This is a genomic window from Lysobacter xanthus (assembly GCF_047159895.1).
The window spans coordinates 36,997-54,852 of sequence record NZ_BAAGAB020000008.1 but is presented as its reverse complement, the minus strand read 5'-3'; the positions used below and the strand labels follow the sequence as shown (position 1 = coordinate 54,852).

General features: G+C 70.6%; 15 protein-coding genes. 13 read left to right on the top strand and 2 right to left on the bottom strand.

Annotated features, from left to right (window positions below; genetic code table 11):
• Positions 1 to 2 precede the first annotated feature (2 nt).
• From ACY35P_RS04455 to tkt, 13 genes are all read left to right on the top strand, one after another.
• On the top strand, positions 3 to 1,061 hold the full coding sequence (locus tag ACY35P_RS04455; protein ID WP_462114634.1) for a pilus assembly protein PilM: 1,059 nt from the start codon (positions 3 to 5) through the stop codon (positions 1,059 to 1,061).
• On the top strand, positions 1,061 to 1,774 hold the full coding sequence (locus tag ACY35P_RS04450; RefSeq protein WP_462114633.1) for a PilN domain-containing protein: 714 nt from the start codon (positions 1,061 to 1,063) through the stop codon (positions 1,772 to 1,774). The genes ACY35P_RS04455 and ACY35P_RS04450 overlap by 1 nt, the downstream gene beginning before the upstream one ends.
• Complete coding sequence (locus tag ACY35P_RS04445) at positions 1,771 to 2,496, top strand: type IV pilus inner membrane component PilO (protein WP_462114632.1); 726 nt, start codon at positions 1,771 to 1,773, stop codon at positions 2,494 to 2,496. The genes ACY35P_RS04450 and ACY35P_RS04445 overlap by 4 nt, the downstream gene beginning before the upstream one ends.
• A gap of 10 nt (positions 2,497 to 2,506) precedes the next feature.
• On the top strand, positions 2,507 to 3,034 hold the full coding sequence (locus ACY35P_RS04440; protein ID WP_462114645.1) for a pilus assembly protein PilP: 528 nt from the start codon (positions 2,507 to 2,509) through the stop codon (positions 3,032 to 3,034).
• Between the two features lie 19 nt (positions 3,035 to 3,053).
• Positions 3,054 to 5,057 carry a type IV pilus secretin PilQ gene (locus ACY35P_RS04435; protein WP_462114631.1) on the top strand — a complete coding sequence of 668 codons (2,004 nt, stop codon included), beginning with the start codon at positions 3,054 to 3,056 and terminating at the stop codon, positions 5,055 to 5,057.
• Between the two features lie 116 nt (positions 5,058 to 5,173).
• Positions 5,174 to 6,196, top strand: coding sequence for an AAA family ATPase (locus tag ACY35P_RS04430; RefSeq protein ID WP_462114630.1), 1,023 nt, complete (start codon positions 5,174 to 5,176; stop codon positions 6,194 to 6,196).
• Between the two features lie 8 nt (positions 6,197 to 6,204).
• Positions 6,205 to 7,125 (top strand): DUF58 domain-containing protein, encoded by a 921-nt coding sequence (locus ACY35P_RS04425; protein WP_462114629.1) that lies wholly within the window; start codon positions 6,205 to 6,207, stop codon positions 7,123 to 7,125.
• Positions 7,125 to 7,574 (top strand): DUF4381 family protein, encoded by a 450-nt coding sequence (locus ACY35P_RS04420; protein WP_462114628.1) that lies wholly within the window; start codon positions 7,125 to 7,127, stop codon positions 7,572 to 7,574. The genes ACY35P_RS04425 and ACY35P_RS04420 overlap by 1 nt, the downstream gene beginning before the upstream one ends.
• Entirely contained in the window at positions 7,574 to 8,569 is a 996-nt protein-coding gene (locus ACY35P_RS04415; protein WP_462114627.1) for a vWA domain-containing protein, read from the top strand. Before ACY35P_RS04420 ends, ACY35P_RS04415 begins: the two co-directional genes overlap by 1 nt.
• A complete protein-coding gene (locus ACY35P_RS04410; protein WP_462114626.1) occupies positions 8,548 to 10,248 on the top strand; it encodes a tetratricopeptide repeat protein in 1,701 nt (566 codons plus the stop codon). The genes ACY35P_RS04415 and ACY35P_RS04410 overlap by 22 nt, the downstream gene beginning before the upstream one ends.
• Positions 10,245 to 11,864 (top strand): BatD family protein, encoded by a 1,620-nt coding sequence (locus tag ACY35P_RS04405; protein ID WP_462114625.1) that lies wholly within the window; start codon positions 10,245 to 10,247, stop codon positions 11,862 to 11,864. Before ACY35P_RS04410 ends, ACY35P_RS04405 begins: the two co-directional genes overlap by 4 nt.
• Positions 11,865 to 11,923: 59 nt before the next feature.
• Positions 11,924 to 13,261: a dicarboxylate/amino acid:cation symporter gene (locus tag ACY35P_RS04400; RefSeq protein WP_462114624.1), complete on the top strand. Its 1,338-nt coding sequence runs from the start codon at positions 11,924 to 11,926 to the stop codon at positions 13,259 to 13,261.
• Between the two features lie 82 nt (positions 13,262 to 13,343).
• Positions 13,344 to 15,335 (top strand): transketolase, encoded by a 1,992-nt coding sequence (tkt, locus tag ACY35P_RS04395; protein WP_462114622.1) that lies wholly within the window; start codon positions 13,344 to 13,346, stop codon positions 15,333 to 15,335.
• Between the two features lie 57 nt (positions 15,336 to 15,392).
• On the opposite strand, the gene ACY35P_RS04390 is transcribed toward tkt, so the two are convergent.
• Positions 15,393 to 16,622, bottom strand: a complete 1,230-nt coding sequence (locus tag ACY35P_RS04390) for a putative bifunctional diguanylate cyclase/phosphodiesterase (protein WP_462114621.1) — start codon at positions 16,620 to 16,622, stop codon at positions 15,393 to 15,395.
• Complete coding sequence (locus ACY35P_RS04385; protein ID WP_462114620.1) at positions 16,619 to 17,827, bottom strand: HD-GYP domain-containing protein; 1,209 nt, start codon at positions 17,825 to 17,827, stop codon at positions 16,619 to 16,621. The genes ACY35P_RS04390 and ACY35P_RS04385 overlap by 4 nt, the downstream gene beginning before the upstream one ends.
• Positions 17,828 to 17,856: the final 29 nt, after the last annotated feature.

The following is a 17,856-nucleotide window of genomic DNA, read 5'->3' as shown; positions in this document are numbered from 1 at the left end:
AAGTGGGCGTGATCACGAAGAGCCAGCCGGCCCTGGTCGGCGTGGATATCAGTTCGACTGCCGTGAAGCTCTTGCAGCTCTCGCGGTCCGGTAACCGATACCGGGTCGAACACTATGCGGTGGAACCGCTGCCGCCCAATGCCGTGGTGGAGAAGAACATCGTCGAGGTCGAGGCGGTGGGCGAGGCCATCAAGCGCGCGGTGACCCGCTCGGGCACCCGTGCCCGCGCCGCGGCCGCCGCCGTCGCCGGCTCCGCGGTGATCACCAAGGTGATCCCGATGCCGTCCGACCTGGACGGGGACGAGCTCGAGGCGCAGGTGGAACTCGAGGCCGCCAACTACGTGCCGTACCCGATCGACGAGGTGAACCTCGACTTCGAGGTCCTCGGCCCGATGCCCAATACCCCGGACACGGTGCAGGTGCTGCTCGCCGCCTCGCGTTCGGAAAACGTCGAGATCCGCGCGTCCGCGCTCGAGCTCGGCGGCCTCAACGCCCGCGTCATGGACGTCGAGAGCTTCGCGATCGAGAACGCGTTCGCGCTTCTCTCCGAGCAGCTCAAGACCCCGCGCGACGGCCTCGTGGCCCTGGTCGACTCCGGCGCGACGATGACGACGCTCTACGTCCTCCGCAACGGCCGCACGATCTACTCGCGCGAGCAGGTCTTCGGCGGCAAGCAGCTCACCGACGAGGTGATGCGCCGCTACGGGCTGTCCTACGAGGAAGCCGGTCAGGCCAAGCGCCAGGGCGGGCTGCCCGAGGGCTACCAGGCCGAGGTTCTGGACCCCTTCAAGGAGGCGATGGTCCAGCAGATCAGCCGCCTGCTCCAGTTCTTCTATGCCGGCAGCGAGTTCAACCGCGTCGACCAGCTGGTGATCGCCGGCGGCGGTGCCGCGATCACGGGCATCGACCGGATGCTCGAGGACCAGCTCGGCGTGCCGACCATGGTCGCCAACCCGCTCGCGAACATGACGCTGGGGCCGCGCGTGCAGCCGCATGCCCTGGCGCAGGACGCACCCTCGCTCATGATCGCCTGCGGGCTCGCGCTGAGGAGCTTCGACTGATGGCACGCATCAATCTCCTGCCGTGGCGCGCCGAGCGCCGCAAGCAGCGACAGAAGGAGTTCGCCGTGATGCTGGGGGCGACCGCCGTGGGCGCGCTCCTGCTCGCGATGGGCATCAACATGTATTACGGCGCGCAGATCGACGGCCAGACGACGCGCAACAGCTTCGTCCAGCAGCAGATCGACGAGGTCGACAAGCAGATCACCGAGATCGCCGAGCTCAACAAGACGAAGTCGCGCCTGCTCGCCCGCAAGGAAGTGATCGAGAAGCTGCAGTCGAGCCGCTCGCAGATGGTCCACCTGTTCGACTCGCTGGTGCGGACGATTCCGGACGGCGTCGTGCTGACCTCGATCAAGCAGGACGACCAGGCGCTGACGCTCGAAGGCCGCTCGCAGTCGAACGCGCGCGTCTCGACGTACATGCGGAACCTCGAGGGCTCGGGCTGGATGACCGATCCGCAGCTGTCGATCATCGAAGCCAAGGGCGAGGACAAGGGCCTGCCCTACGAGTTCCGCCTGAGCGTGAAGCTCTCCGATCCCAACGCACCGCGTGACACCGACGGGGATGGCGTGCCGGATGCGGTGCCCGCACCGGCCGCCGTGCCCGCGACCGCCGCACCCGCCGCAGCGATGCCCGCCGGCGGCGCCGCGCCCGCCGCCCCGGCCGCGACCCCGGCACCGGCCGCCACCGCTCCGCAGGGAGGCAAGTCGTGAGCCGCAAATTCGACATCAAGAGCCTCGACTTCAACAACATCGGCTCCTGGCCGGTGCAGGCGAAGGCGGTGTTCTGCGCCATCGTCGGCCTGCTCATCGTCGGCCTGTTCTGGTACCTCTTCATCAGCGACAAGCGCGAAGCACTCGCCTCGCTCGAGAACACCGAGAAGGGCCTGCGCGAAACCTACGAGAAGAAGCAGGGCGAGGCCGCGAACCTCGGCCCGCTCAAGCAGCAGCTGGTGCAGATGGAGCAGCAGCTGCAGCAGATGCTGCGCCAGCTGCCGAGCAAGAACGAGATGCCCGACCTCATCGTCGATATCTCGCAGACCGCGCTGGCGACCGGCATCACCAATGAGCTGTTCCAGCCGGGCGACGAGCAGCCGAAGGACTTCTACGCCGAGAAGCCGATTTCTCTGCGCATGGTCGGCAGCTACCACCAGTTCGGCGCGTTCATGAGTGGCGTCGCGTCGTTGCCGCGCGTCGTGATCATGACCATGCACGACATCTCGCTGCGTCCGAAGCAGACGGCGGCGACCGCTGGCGCGCCGGCGGGCATTACCCCGAACGGCCTCCTCGAGCTCTCCGGTACGGTCAAGACCTACCGCTACCTCGACGAGGAAGAGGTCGCCACGCAGACGGCCGCCGCCGCGGCCGCCACGGCGGCGCCGGGCGCAACGCCCGCGGCTCCCGCACCTGCGGCCACTGCGGCGAAGGGAGGCTGATATGGCGGCCATGCGAACCACGATCGTCCGTAGCATCCTGCTCACCGCTTGCCTTGCCGGCTGCGCGCGCGGCGTCACCAGTACGCCGGGCGATGCGCCGAACCTGGAGAAGTGGGCCGCGGAAGTGAAGGCACGGCCCGCGCCCGCGCTCGATCCGCTTCCGGTGATGCAGCAGTTCGAAACGTTCGACTACGCGGCCCAGAGCCTGCGGGATCCTTTCAGCCGCGCATTCACCGATGACGGCAGCGGCAACGGCCCGCGTCCGGATTCGGCGCGCCGCAAGCAACCGCTCGAAGGCTTTCCGTTGGACAGCCTCGACATGGTCGGCACGCTCGGCAAGGGTCCTGGCCAGGTCGCGCTGGTCATGGCGCCAGACAAGGTCACGTACCGGGTTCGGCCCGGTGAATACATGGGGCAGTCCGACGGCCGCGTAACTGCGGTGCACGAGGACCGCATCGAGCTGGTGGAACTGGTGCCCGACGGGGCCGGTGGCTGGCTGGAACGGCCGGCCACGCTGGCACTCGACGACAACAAGTGATGCTGAGGGGATGAGGATCATGATTTCGAAGAACGCCCAATCCGCAAGGACGGCCCGCCCCCAGACCGGGGTCCGGATGGCGGGTCTCGCCCTCGGCATGCTCGCGGCACTCGGCAGCGTCCAGGCGGCACCGCAGGCCAGCACGCCCGTCGCTCCCGCGGCGAGCCTGGATCCGTCGAAGCAGCTGCCGGGCACCGTCTCGGTCGCCGACATCGACTTCAAGCGCAGTGCCGACGGAGCGGGACGCCTCGTCGTACGCTTCTCCGGAGACGGCGCTGCGCCTGACCTGCGCAAGGTCGGCTCGAGCGTCGTCGTCGACATCGGCAACGCGCAGCTGCCGGCGAACCTGCGCAAGACGCTCGACGTGAGCGACTTCGCCACGCCGGTCACACGCGTCGACCCCCGCACGAGCGGCGCGGGCACCCAGCTGGTGCTGGACACCAGCGGCTCGTTCGACTCGATGGCCTACCAGACCGGTCGCGACTACATCGTCGAGATCACGCCCAAGTCGGCGTCCAGCACGCGCGCGGTCGGCTCGACCGCGGCCGTGCAGACGGCGGCGGCCCAAGTCTCCGCGGCGAACGCCACGGCGCGTTATTCGGGCAAGCCGGTCACGTTCAACTTCCAGGACGTGCCGGTGCGCACCGTGCTGCAGCTGATCGCCGAGGAATCCGGCCTCAATATCGTGGCGGCCGATACGGTGACGGGCAATGTCACGCTGCGGCTGATCAATGTGCCGTGGGACCAGGCGCTCGACATCGTGCTGCAGGCCAAGAGCCTCGACAAGCGCCGCAACGGCAACGTCGTGTGGATCGCGCCCCAGGCCGAAATCGCCAAGTACGAGCAGGACCGCGAGGACGCGCGCATCGCGATCGACCAGCGCACGGACCTCGTGACTGAATACGTGCAGATCAACTACCACAACGCCGCGGCGATCTATAAGGCGCTGACCGAGGCCAAGGGCATCGGCGGTGGCGGCGGCGGTGGTGGTGCAGCCGGGGCCGGCAGCAGCCAGACCAACGACACGGGCTTCCTCTCGCCGCGCGGTCGACTCGTCGCCGACGAGCGCACCAACACGCTCATGATCAGCGACATCCCGAAGAAAGTCGCGGCCATGAAGGAGCTGATCCGCGTGATCGACCGGCCGGTCGATCAGGTCGTGATCGAGGCGCGCGTCGTGATTGCCACGGACACGTTCTCCCGCGAGTTGGGCGCGCGCTTTGGGGTGTCCGGCAGCAACAACAACTCGTTCTTCAGCGGCAACCTGGAAGCGAATTCCACGAACTCGACCGCGCAGTACAACGCGAACATCACCAACACGACCGCAGTCAACGCCTACAACGCTGCCGTGCGCAACGCTCAGACCACCGGCGGGGCGATGCCAGCGCTACCGACGCTCGTGTCTCCGGCCATCACGCGCGGCCTCATGAGCAACCTCGGCGTCACCAACCCCGCAGGTTCGGTCGCGCTCTCGATCCTCAACGCCGGCTACCTGCTCGACGCGGAGTTGTCCGCGCTGCAGGCCGAAGGCCGCGGCGAGGTGATCTCCAACCCGCGCGTCGTCACCAGCAACCAGCGCGAAGCGGTGATCACGCAGGGCAAGGAAGTCGGTTACGTCACGCTGCAGGCGGCGACCGCCGGTGCGGTGCCGCAGCCCACGGTGGCCTTCAAGGACGTCGTCCTGCAGATGCGCGTGACGCCGACGATCACCAACGACGGTCGCGTGTTCCTGAACATGGCGGTCAAGAAGGACGAAGTCGAGGGCTTCATCGACACCGGCATCGGCCAGGTTCCGGAGATCAGCAAGCGCGAGGTCAACACCGCGGTGCTGGTCGAGGACGGGCAGACCGTCGTGATCGGCGGCGTGTACGAGTTCGCGAACCGCTCGGACGTCACGAAGGTCCCGTTCCTGGGCGACGTCCCGTTCCTCGGCAACCTGTTCAAGAAGCGGGGCAAGTCGAAGGACAAGGCCGAGCTGCTGATCTTCGTGACGCCGAAGGTGCTGCACGTCGCGCAGCGCTGAGCCCAGCCCGATGTGATGCGATCGACGGGGCCCTTCGGGGTCCCGTTCGCGTTTGGCGCTCGGGGCGTGAAGGGGCCGTCGGAACTCCGTGAGCCCAACACGGTCAGAATGGCGCGATGGACGCCTCCCTCTCCCGCCCCGAACCGCTGCCCGACGCGGCCCGCCTGCACGACCTCTTCCGCGGCCTGCGGGCCTCGCTACAGGGCGAGATCGTCGGACAGTCGCTGCTCGTCGAGCGCCTGCTGGTCGCGCTGCTCGCTGACGGCCACCTGCTGGTCGAAGGCGCGCCCGGCCTCGCCAAGACCACCGCGATCCGTGCGCTCGCCTCGCGCCTGCATGCCGATTTCGCGCGTGTGCAGTTCACGCCGGACCTGTTGCCGGCCGATCTGACGGGCACCGAGGTGTGGCGGCCGCAGGACGGGCGCTTCGAGTTCCAGCCGGGCCCGATCTTCCATCACCTGCTGCTGGCGGACGAGATCAACCGTGCGCCGGCGAAGGTGCAGTCCGCGCTGCTGGAGGCGATGGGCGAGCGTCAGGTCACCGTCGGGCGTGCCACGTATGCCTTGCCCGCGCTCTTCCTGGTGATGGCGACGCAGAATCCGATCGAGCAGGAAGGCACGTTCCCGTTGCCCGAAGCGCAGCTGGATCGCTTCCTGATGCACGTCCGCATCGGCTATCCGGATGCCGATGTCGAGACCGAGATCCTGCGGCTGGCGCGCGAACGCGCGCGCGATGCCCTGGGCGACGCGACGGCGTCCGTTCCGGCGCCGCTCGAACGGATCACGATCGAGGACGTCTTCGCCGCGCGACGCCATGTCCTGTCGCTGCACGTCGCGCCCGCGGTCGAGCGCTATCTCGTCGAGCTCGTGCTCGCCTCGCGCGATGCCGTCCGTTACGACGCCGCGCTTGCGCGACGTATCGCCTGGGGCGCCAGCCCGCGCGGTTCGATCGCGCTCGAGCGTTGCGCGCGGGCGCATGCCTGGCTGGCGGGACGCGATTACGTGACGCCGGACGACGTGCGCGGCGTCGCCTCCGACGTGCTGCGCCACCGCGTGCTGCCGAGCTTCGAGGCGACCGCGGAGGGTTGGGACGGCGGCCGGCTCGTCGACGAACTTCTCGCGCGCGTGCCGCTGCCGTAGGCCCGGCCATGCGCGGTGAACGGCCTACGGGCGCGGTGCCCGGCGTCGTGCCCTCGATCGAGGAGCTCGTCGCGCTGCGCGGCGTGGCGTCGAGCGCGAAGCATCTCCGACGCGTGCGCAACGCGGCGCCCGGACTGGCGAGCTCGCCCATGCGGGGACGCGGGATGGAGTACGCCGAGTCCCGCGAATACACGGCCGGGGACGATGCGCGTCACATCGACTGGCGCCTGACCGCGCGCACCGGGCGGGCCCACACGAAGGTGTTCCATGCCGAGCGCGAACGGCTGACGCTCATCGTGGCGGACACGGCGTCCGCGCTCTACTTCGGCACGCGCGTTCGCTTCAAGTCCGTGCAGGCCGCGCGCGCCGGCGCGGTGGTCGCCTGGCATGCGGTCGGCGAGGGTGACCGCGTGGCCGTGCTGCGGGCGGGCACCCGGGAAGCCCCGGTTTCGCCCGCCGGCGGGCCGCGCGGCGCCCTGCGCGTGATCGACGCACTCGCACGCTGGTACGGCGCGCGCCCGGACGACGATCGCGGCCTCGCCATCGCGCTTGACCGCGCCCAGCGCCTGCTGCGTCCCGGTGCACGACTCATCGTGCTCGCCGATCCGTCGAGCCTAGAAACGGTGCCGCTGCATCGCTGGACGGCGATGGCGCGTAACCACGACGTCGGCGTGCTGCTGTTCCACGACCCGCTCGAATCGCAGCCGCCGTCCGTGCGCCTGCCGGTCGCGTTGCCTGCAGGGCGCGCGGAGGTCGCTCTGGACGAGGCGGCGCTCCGTGAGCGCTGGCTCGCGCGGTTCGCTGCGCCCCTGCAGCGTGCGAACGAGGTGTTGCCGGGACGGGGCGTGCGCGTGCTCGCCCTGTCGACGACCGATCCCAGCGAACGTTGCCTCGCCGTGCTCCGCGGCCGGGCCGCGCAGGTCGCCTGATGCAGGACGGCCTGATCCTTCGCGATCTACATCGACCGCCGGCGCCGCCGTTCTGGCCGCCCGCGCCGGGCTGGTGGATGCTCGCCACGGCGATCGCGCTGGCGGCCCTCGTCGCGCTCGTCGTCCGGCGCCGACGCGCCCGGGCCCGCGCGCGATGGTCGGCCGCGTTCGACGCTTCGCTGGCGCATGCCGCGATGCCGACCGCGCGGCTCGCGGTTGCGTCCGAGCTGCTGCGTCGCGCGGCGCGCACCGTCCGCGTCGACGCCGACCGTCTCGACGGCGAGCCCTGGCTCGCGTTCCTCGACACACCGGCGACGCGCTTCCTGGAGGGCCCGGGCCGGCTCCTGCTGGACGGACCGTTCCGCGCGGACGTCGATGCAGCGCAGGCGGGCGTCGCGGTCGAACTCGCGCGCCGCCGCTTCGTCTCGCTGATGACGGGGAGGCGCTGATGCTCGCCCCGCGTGACCTCTTCGAACTGCTGCAGTGGCCCGCCTGGCTGCTCGCCATTCCGTTGCCGTGGCTGCTGCTCGCGCTGGTGCGTCCTGTGCCGACCGAGGGTGCCGCCCTGCGACTTCCCATCGCCTCGAGCATCGCGGAACTCACGGCGGCGACGCCGCGCATGCGCAAGCCGAAGGTCGGCCTGCTCGCGGGGCTGGCGTGGATCCTGCTGTGCATCGCCGCGGCGCGACCGCAGCAGCTCGGCCCGCCCGTGCAACCGCCGGCCCAGGGCCGCGACCTGATGCTTGCGCTCGACCTGTCCGGAAGCATGAACGAGCCGGACATGGAGATCGGCGGCAACGTGGTCGACCGCCTCACTGCGGCGAAGGCCGTGCTCTCGGACTTCGTCGACCGCCGCGCTGGCGATCGCCTGAGCCTGCTCGTCTTCGGCCGGCAGGCGCACGTGCTGACGCCGTTCACGCCCGACCGCGAGAGCGTGCGCGACCAGCTCGCCGACAGCGTCGTTGGGCTCGCCGGCCAGGAGACCGCGATCGGCGATGCCATCGGCCTCGCCGTGCGCCGGCTGCGCGGCCAGCCCGAGGGCGAGCGCGTGCTGGTGCTGCTCACCGACGGCGTCAACACCGCCGGCGTGCTCGATCCGCTGAAAGCCGCGCGCATCGCGGCCGGGGCCGGCGTACGCATCCACACCGTCGCGTTCGGCGGCGAGGGCGGCTTGTCGCTGTTCGGCTTCCGGCTGCCGGCACCGGGCGGCGGCGACGAAATCGACGAGTCCGCGCTGCGCGCGATCGCCAGCACGACGGGGGGGCGCTTCTTCCGTGCGCGCGATGCGGCGGAACTCGCGGGCATCTACGCCGAGATCGACCGACTCGAGCCGATCGCACGACCGGGCCGCGCGGTGCGGCCGCGCATCGAACGCTATGCCTGGCCGCTCGGCGCGGCGTTGCTGCTCGCGCTTCTCGCCGCATGGCGCGGGAGGCATCGCTGATGGACGTCGGCCCACTGCATCTGCTCCGACCGCTGTGGCTCCTGGCCCTGCTCGCACTGCCGCTGTTCGCGCTGCTCCTGCGACGACGTCGTGCGGCAGGCGCGCCATGGGAGCGCGCGATCGATCCGCACCTGCTGCCGCACCTTCTGGAGCCGGGCCGCACGCGCCGCACGCGCGGTCGCGCCGCACTCGCGACCGTCGCGTACGCGCTCGCCGTGATCGCGCTCGCCGGCCCGGCGTGGCGGCAGGTCGACGAGCCGCTGTGGCAGACGCGCGAGCCGATCGTGATGGCGGTCGACCTCTCGAGTGCGACGCTCGCGGCCGACCTCCCGCCGCGACGGATCGACCAGCTGCGTGCGCGGCTGACGCGCCTGCTGCAGTCGCATCGCACCGGCCCGCTCGCGCTCGTCGCGTTCGCGGACGACGCCTTCACGGTCGCGCCGCTCACCGACGACGCGGCGAACGTCGCGCTCTTCGTGGATGCGCTCGAGCCTTCGGTGATGCCGGTCGACGGACAGTCGCCCGCGCGCGCCATCGAGTGGTCGCGCCAGCTGATCGAGCGCGCCGGTTTTCCGCGCGGCCGCATCGTGTTGATCACCGACCACGCCGACGCGGAAGCGCAACGCGCCGCGGTGCAGGCGCGGGGCGCGGGCATGACCGTGTCGGCGCTCGCACTCGGTACCAGCGCGGGTGCGGAGGTGCGCACGCCCGGCGGCGCCACGGTGCACGTCGCACTCGACGAGGACTCGCTGCGGGACCTCGCGCGCGCGGGCGGTGGTGCCTATGCGCGGCTTTCGCTGGACGGTGCGGACGAGCCCGTTTTCGCGAGCGGGACCGGCGACGGCGTTCGACGTGGCGAGGGCGGCCGCACCTGGGCGGACGAAGGCGTGCGCCTCGTGCCGCTGGTGATGCTGCTGGGCCTCGTGCTGCTCGCGCGACGCGCGGCGCGCGCCGCCCTGCTGCTGCTCGTGGTGATGCTGCCGCGCCCCGCACCCGCCGCCGACCTCTGGCTGCGGCCGGACCAGCGCGCGCATCACGCGGTCGATCGCGGCATCGCGCTGTATCGCAAGGGGGACTTCGACGGCGCCGCGAAGGCGTTCGCACGCTCGAATGATCCCGACGCGCACTACGACCGCGGCAACGCACTAGCGAAAGCCGGACAACTCGAGGACGCGCTCGCGGCCTACGATGCGGCGCTGCGGCAGCGTCCGGGCATGGCGGATGCGGTGGCGAATCGCCAGGCGGTCATGGCGGCCTTGAAGCGCCGGCAGCAGGGGCAACAGGGGCAGCAGTCAGGGAAGAACGGGGGGGCGTCGAAGTCGTCGCAGCAGTCGCGTAATTGCGCGCCGGGCGATGCCGCCTGCGATACGTCGCAGCAGGCGCCGAAGTCGCCGCCGCGCGCGGGTGAGCCCTCCCGTACGCCTTCGCCTCCGAAGCCCGCGGATGCCTCGCGACAGGCGCAGGCCGACGCCGCACAGCGCGAAGCGATGCGGCGCGCGATGCAGAACGCACCCGGCCGGCAGGCGCGCGTGCCCGCCGATGCGAAGCTCAGCCCCGCGCAGCGCGAGCAGCGCATGTCCGACGAAGCGGCGCTGATGCGTGTACCCGACGATCCCGGAAGCCTGTTGCGCGAGAAGTTCCGGCTGGAACAGGAACGTCGCGCGGGAGGCGGGCGATGAGCCGTCGGCTGACGGCGCTGGTGTTCGTCGCGCTGATGCTCGTCGTTGCGACGGCGCAGGCGCAGACGCGCGCCTGGCTCGACCGCGACCGCGTCGGCCTCGGCGAAACCGCCACGCTCAACGTCGAGACCGACGCCAGCGGCGCGCCCGACTACGCGCCGCTGCTCGCCGACTTCGATCTCGGCGGCCAGTCCAGCGAGCAACGGCTGCAGTGGGTCAACGGGCGCGCGAGCAGTCGCAGCGTCTATGCGGTGGGGCTGCGTCCACGGCGGCAGGGCCTGCTGCGCATCCCCGCGCTGCGCGTGGGCGGCGGCATGACGGCGCCGCTCTCGCTGCTCGTCACCGCCGCCGCGCCGGTGCCGGCCGCGGGCAGCGGCGACGTCTACATCGAGAGTGAGGCCGACGCGCAGGATCCGTACGTGCAGCAGTCGGTCGGCTGGGTGGTCCGGCTGTATTCGGCCGTCCCGCTCATCGCCGGCCAGCTCGACCAGCCCGAACCGCAGGGCGCGACACTCCAGCGCGTCGGTGACGACGTGCAGTACCGACGCACGGTCGGTGTGCGCAACTACGTCGTGACCGAGCGTCGATTCCTGCTGATTCCCGAACGCAGCGGCGAACTCGTGGTCCCGCCCGCGCGCTTCGAGGGCCGCGGCACGGGCAATGCCTTCGATCGGCTGTTCGGCGACGGCCAGACACCGCTCCGCGCAGTGGCGCGCCCGCGCGTGCTGCGGGTGCGGGGGATTCCCGCCGACGCGCCGCAGCCGTGGCTGCCCCTGCGCGACCTGACGCTGCGCTACCTGCAGGTGCCGACGCAGGCGCGCACGGGGTCGGCGGTGGCGGTGCAGGTGGAACTGGTCGCCGACGGCGCGACCGCGGCGCAGCTGCCGGCGCTCGACCTGCCGGCCGTCGACGGCCTGCAGGTGTTCCCGGAGCGCGCGCAGAGCGACGAATCGGTGGTCGACGGCCGCCCCCGCGTGCGCCTGCAGCGCCGCTATTCGCTGCTGCCGTCGCGCGCCGGTCGGCTCGAGACCCCAGGGCCGCGCATCGACTGGTGGGACACCCGCGCCGGCACTGCACGCACCACGCAGTTGCCGCCGATCACGCTCGACGTCGCCCCCGGACCCGCGGGCGAAGCGGCCCAAGCGTCAGAGGCACCCGCGACCGGCATTCCGTCGCCGCAGGCGAACACGCCGCGATGGTGGCGCCTGGGCATCGCGCTGGCGATGGCGCTGTCGCTGTTCGCATTCGCGGCGTTGCGCTCGCGCCGGACGCGCACGCCCCCGACGGACGCGGCGACGCCGTCGCCGACGCCCGGGCCCGCCGTCGCCGACCCGAACCTTCCGCGGCTGCTCGAATTCGGCGACCTCGCCGAGATCGACGCGGCGCTGCGCCACCTCGCCGGCGCGGGCGTGCACGACCTCGACGGCGTGATCGCGCGGCTCGACGACCCGACGCAACGCGCCGCGGTCGAGTCGCTGCGCCGCGCGCGCTGGGCCGGCGCGGATGCGGCCGACGCACGCTCGCGCCTGCGGGCGGCCTTCGCCGCAGGCCCCCGCTGGCGCGTGCCTGCCGTGCGGACGCGCGACGACCTGCCGCCGCTGTATCCCGGGCGCTGACCGCCGCGGGCCGATCCCGCCGCTTTGCTAAGCTCGCCGGTCACGCAGGGGAGAGCCGCATGCACGCCACGACGCCGCCGAACGCCATCGCCAAGCGCGGGCTCCCCTTGCACGTGAAGGTACTGATGGGCTTCGTGCTCGGCACGATCGTCGGCCTCGTCGTGCACGCGACGATGCCCGACGCCGCCTGGGTCTCGACGGTGATCACCTACGTCGCCAAGCCGTTCGGCCAGATCTTCCTCAACCTGCTCTTCATGCTCGTGGTGCCGCTGATGTTCTCGGCGCTCGTGCTCGGCGTCGCGGAGCTGGGCGACATCGCCAGCCTCGGCCGCCTGGGCTGGCGCACGCTGATCTATACGGCGGGCATGACGGCCGCAGCGGTCGGCATCGGCCTGATCATGGTCAACGTCATGCAGCCGGGCCTGCACCTGCCGCCGGGGCTGATCCAGCAGGCGATGGCGAGCAACCTCGCGAAAGCGGGCGAGATCGTCACCAAGGGCAACGAGCTCAACCTGATGGATCTGCTGGTCAACATCGTGCCGCACAACGTCGTGGGCGCCATGGCGGACGACAAGCAGAAGCTCGGCATCGTCTTCTTCGCACTGATGATCGGTATCGGCCTCGTGATGCGGCCGACCGCGGGCACCGAGGCCTTCAAGAACGCGCTGCACGGCCTGTTCGAGATCTGCATGCACCTCATCGGCATGTTCATCAGGCTCGCGCCGTACGCGGTGTTCGCCTTCATGTTCATCCTGTGCGCGCAGCTCGGCTGGAGCGTGATCGTCGGCCTGAGCTGGTTCGTCGCCACGGTGTTGATCGCGCTCGCCATCCACGGCTTCGTCGTCCTGCCGCTGTGGGTGCGCTTCATGGGCGGCATGTCGCCGATGACGTTCTTCCGCGGCAGCCAGGAGGCGACGCTGACCGCCTTCGCCACCGCGTCCTCGACCGCGACACTGCCGGTCACGCTGCGCGTCGCCGAGGAGAACCTGCGCCTGCCGCGCAAGGTCTCCCGCTTCGTGCTCACCGTCGGGGCGTCCGCGAACCACCACGGCACTGCGCTGTTCGAGGGCATCACGGTGCTGTTCCTCGCCCAGGTCTACGGGCTCGAGCTGTCCTTCGTGAAGCAGCTGCTGGTGCTCGTGCTGTGCATCCTCGGCGGCATCGGTACGGCCGGCATCCCGTCGGGCTCGCTGCCGGTGATCGCGATGATCTGCGGGATCATCGGCCTGCCGCCGCAGGGCATCGGCATCATCCTTGGCGTCAATACGTTCCTCGACATGTGCCGCACCTCGCTCAACGTGACCGGCGACCTTGCGACCGCGGTCGTGGTCTCGCATCGCAGCGGCGAGGCGGAACTGCCGGAGAACCTGCCGCAGTCGGGTGGCATGGGCCACTGAGCCCGCACCCGGCCAGCGGCCGGGCAGGGGAGGGCGCGGGATGGGACAATAGACGGCTCCCGCCCGCCGCCTCCCCGAGTCCATGACCACGCCGACCCGTCGCGATCTCGCCAACGCCATCCGCATCCTCGCCATGGACGCCGTCCAGGCGGCCAACTCGGGCCACCCGGGCATGCCCATGGGCATGGCGGACATCGCGGAAGTGCTCTGGAACGACTACCTGAGCCATAACCCGGCGAATCCGGGCTGGTTCAACCGCGACCGCTTCATCCTGTCGAACGGCCACGGCTCGATGCTGCAGTACGCGCTGCTGCACCTCGCGGGCTACGACCTCTCGATCGACGACCTGCGCAACTTCCGCCAGCTCGAGTCGAAGACGCCGGGCCATCCCGAGAACTTCATGACGCCGGGCGTCGAGACCACGACCGGTCCGCTCGGCCAGGGCTTCGCCAACGCCGTCGGCCTGGCGCTCGCCGAGAAGCTGCTCGCGCAGCGCTTCAACCGCGACGGGCATTCGATCGTCGACCACCGCACCTGGGTCTTCATGGGCGATGGCTGCCTGATGGAAGGCATCTCGCACGAGGCCGCGTCGCTGGCGGGCACCTGGGGCCTCGGCAAGCTCGTCGCGTTCTGGGACGACAACAAGATCTCGATCGACGGCAATACCGACGGCTGGTTCACCGACGATACCCCGGGGCGCTTCGAGGCCTACGGCTGGAACGTGGTGCGCGGCGTCGACGGTCATGACGGCGAATCGATCAAGGCTGCGGTCGAGCGGGCGATCGCGTCCTGCGACAAGCCGACGCTCATCTGCTGCCGCACCACCATCGGCTTCGGTTCCCCGGCGAAGGCCGGCAAGGAATCGAGCCACGGCGCGCCGCTCGGCAAGGACGAAATCGTCGCCACGCGCGCCGCGCTGGGCTGGACCGGCGGCGACTTCGAAATCCCGCAGCCGATCGCGAGCGCCTGGCGCGCGACCGACCGCGGCGCCGCGCGCGAGGCGCAGTGGCAGCAGGCGTTCGACGCCTACGCCGCCGCGTTCCCGCAGGAGGCCGCCGAGCTCTCGCGGCGCATCCGCGCCGAGCTGCCCGAGAACTTCGTGCGCGACGCCGATGCCTACATCGCGAAGCTGCAGGCCGAAGGCCCGGTGGTCGCCTCGCGCAAGGCCTCGCAGATGGCGATCGAGGCGTTCGCGCCGCTGCTGCCGGAGCTCGTCGGCGGCTCCGCCGACCTTGCGCATTCCAACCTGACCCTGTGGAAGGGTTCGAAGTCGGTCGCCACCGACGACCCCAACGCCAACTACATCTACTTCGGCGTGCGCGAGTTCGCGATGAGCGCGATCTGCAACGGGCTGGAGCTGCACAGCGGCTTCATTCCGTACGACGCCACGTTCCTCGTCTTCAGCGACTACGCGCGCAACGCCGTGCGCATGAGCGCGCTGATGGGCGCGCACGTCATCCACGTCTACACGCACGACTCGATCGGTCTCGGCGAGGACGGGCCGACGCACCAGCCGATCGAGCACCTCGCCTCGCTGCGCTACATCCCGCACAACGACGTCTGGCGCCCGTGCGATGCAGTCGAATCGGCGGTCGCGTGGAAGCATGCGATCGTGCGTAACGACGGGCCGAGCTGCCTCGTCTTCTCGCGCCAGAACCTGCCGCACCAGCCGCGCAGCGCGCAGCAGGTCGCGGATATCGAGCGCGGTGGTTACGTGCTGAAGGATTCGGTCGGCGCCCCGCAGCTGATCCTCATCGCGACAGGTTCGGAAGTCGGCCTCGCCACGCAGGCCGCCGAGCAGCTCGGCGACGGCGTGCGCGTCGTCTCCATGCCGTGCCCGGAACTGTTCGACCGCCAGTCCGACGAGTACCGCGAGTCGGTGCTGCCGCGCGCGGTGCGCCGTCGCGTGGCGATCGAGGCGGCGACGGCCGACTACTGGTTCAAGTACGTCGGCCTCGACGGCGCGATCGTCGGCATGCACGGCTTCGGCGCGAGCGCGCCCGCCGAGAAGCTCTTCCCGCACTTCGGCTTCACGGTCGAGCGCGTGGTGCAGCTGGCCCGTTCGTTGGCTTGATCACGACGCTTGGCGAAGTGACGACGGCGCCTCCGGGCGCCGTCTTCGCATCCACGCTCAGTCGGTGGCGATGCGGTCGAGCAGGTGCGAGGCGGGCGTCGAGCGACCGATGTGATAGCCCTGCGCCCGGTCGCAGCCGAGCGCTCGGAGCACTTCGAGAGTCTCCGCGTCCTCGACGCCCTCGGCAACGACCTGCAGGTCGAGCTGGTGGCCGAGGTCGATGATCGCGCGCACCACGCGCGACGAGCGGATGTCCTGCCGCATGTCGCTCACGAAGCTGCGGTCGATCTTGAGTTCGGTCGCCGGCAGTTGCTTGAGGTAGGCCAGCGACGAATAGCCCGCGCCGAAGTCGTCGATCGCGACGCCGAGGCCCGCCTCGCGCAGGACGTGCAGCATCGCGATGCTGGTGAGCGGGTCTTCCATCAGCGCGCTCTCGGTGACCTCGAGCGTCACCGCGTCGGCCGGCATGTCCCAGACCGCCAGTGCGCCGGTGATCTGCTCGACGAGGTCGCGCTGCCCGAAGACGCGCGGCGAGATGTTCACCGAGAAGCGAAGGCGGCCGTCGCGCGCACGGATGCCGGCGGCATGCCGGAACGTGGTGTTGAGGCTCCAGCGCGTCAGCTCGGCGATCAGGCCGGTGTCCTCGGCGAGCCGGATGAAGACGTCCGGGCGGATCGCGCCGTTGCTGCCGTCGTTCCAGCGCGCCAGCGACTCGTAGCCGCAGACCGCATTGCGACGCAGGTCGAGGATCGGCTCGAAGTGCGCTTCGAGACGGTTCGCGCGCAGCGCATCGTGCAGCGACTCGTACGGCACCATGGCGCGCTCGGTGCCGGGGATGTAGAGCGCGCATCGCTCGGTCATGCGCTTGGCGTCGCGGAGCGCGATCTCGGCCCGGCGCAGCAGGACCGTCGGATCGCGGCCGTGGTCGGGCGACACGCTGATGCCGACCGCGACCGGCGTCTGCACCGCATGGCGGTCGAACAGCAGGGGCTCCTCGAAGGCGCGCACCACGCGCGTGCCGGCCAGCATGGCGTGCCCGGCATTGAGCAGGCCGGGGAGCATCGCGATGAACTCGTTTTCGGAGACCTGGACCAGCTCGTCCTGCGGTCGCAACTGCGCGGCGATGCGCGCGAGTGCGGCGCGACCGACCGCGTCGCTCGCCTCGTAGCCGTGCAGCAGGCGGAATTCCTGCAGGCGCTGGATGCGGACCAGCATGATGCCGACGGGTGTGTCGGCGGAGGATTCGAGGACCGCTTCGAGGCGCGTGGCGAGCGCCGAACGGTTCAAAGGTAGAGCTCCGCGATGTCGATGCCGGCGTGCTTGTCGGGCAGCGGGCGCCGGATCTCGATGTCGTAGGAGGCTTCGAGGAGGTCGAGCGTGCGGAACGTCGGCAGCAGTTCGCCCTCGGGCGAGGTCAGCACCAGCACGCGCGGACGCAGCCGGCGCGCGGTGTTCTGCGCCATGATCGCGACCACCTCGCCGGTGTTGAGTTCGGCGAGCGACCCGGTGGGATAGACGCCGAGGCAGCTGATGAACTGCTCGATCAGCTCGGGGTAATACCGCGTGGTGCGCGACCGGTAGAGCTCCTGCAGCGCCACGTGGCGCGCCAGGCCCGGTGCATAGGGGCGGTCCGTCGTCATCGCGTCGAAGCTGTCGACGATCGCCGCGATGCGGACGTGGAAAGGAATCTGCACGCCGGCCTGCCGGACCGGATAGCCGCTGCCGTCCGCGCGCTCGTGGTGGCCGGCGACGATTTCCCGAGCCACCGGGCCGAAGCCGCCGTCGGCCAGCAGCTGCGTGCCCAGCTCCACGTGGCGACGGACGCGGGCCATCGACATCGGATCGAGCGGGCCCGGGTGCGACAGCAACGTGTCGGAGACCTGCGTCTTGCCGATGTCCATCAGCATCGCGCCGATGGTCAGCTCGCTGAGGAACGCCTCGGGCAATCCGAGATGGCGGCCGAACGCGGCGGCAAGAGCCGCGCAGTTGAGCGCGTGGGTGTAGGCATAGCCTTCGCGGCGCCGCAGTGCGTTCAGCCAGAACATCGCGTCCGCATTGCGAAGGACGCTGCCGATGATCGGCCGCGCCGCGGCGTGCGCGATCTCGGGCGTGACCGCATGCCCGCCCTGCGCCTGCTGGATCATGCCCGCGATCGTCGAGGCGGCGATTTCCAGTGCCTCGCGGGCGATCGGGATCTCGTGGTCGAAGTCGACCGTGTTCTCGTAGACGGTGCTGCCGATCCGCGTATCGGGGAGCACCGGGGCCTGCACCGCGACCGACGGCGCGTGGCCGCGATAGCCGCCGCGGCGGCTCAGTTCGACGTCGATCCACACCCGGCGACACGCGTTGCGCAGCGTCTCGATCTGGGAGAGCTCGCGCACGTAGAAGCCCTGGAGGGGAAACGGCGTGTCCGTCCACGGCCGATCCAGCCGGCAGACGAACATGCCCAGCCTCACCTGGTCGGCTTCGATCTCGCGTTCTTCAAGTTGCATGTGCGCTGGCGACGCTCCCCCGGCTCCGC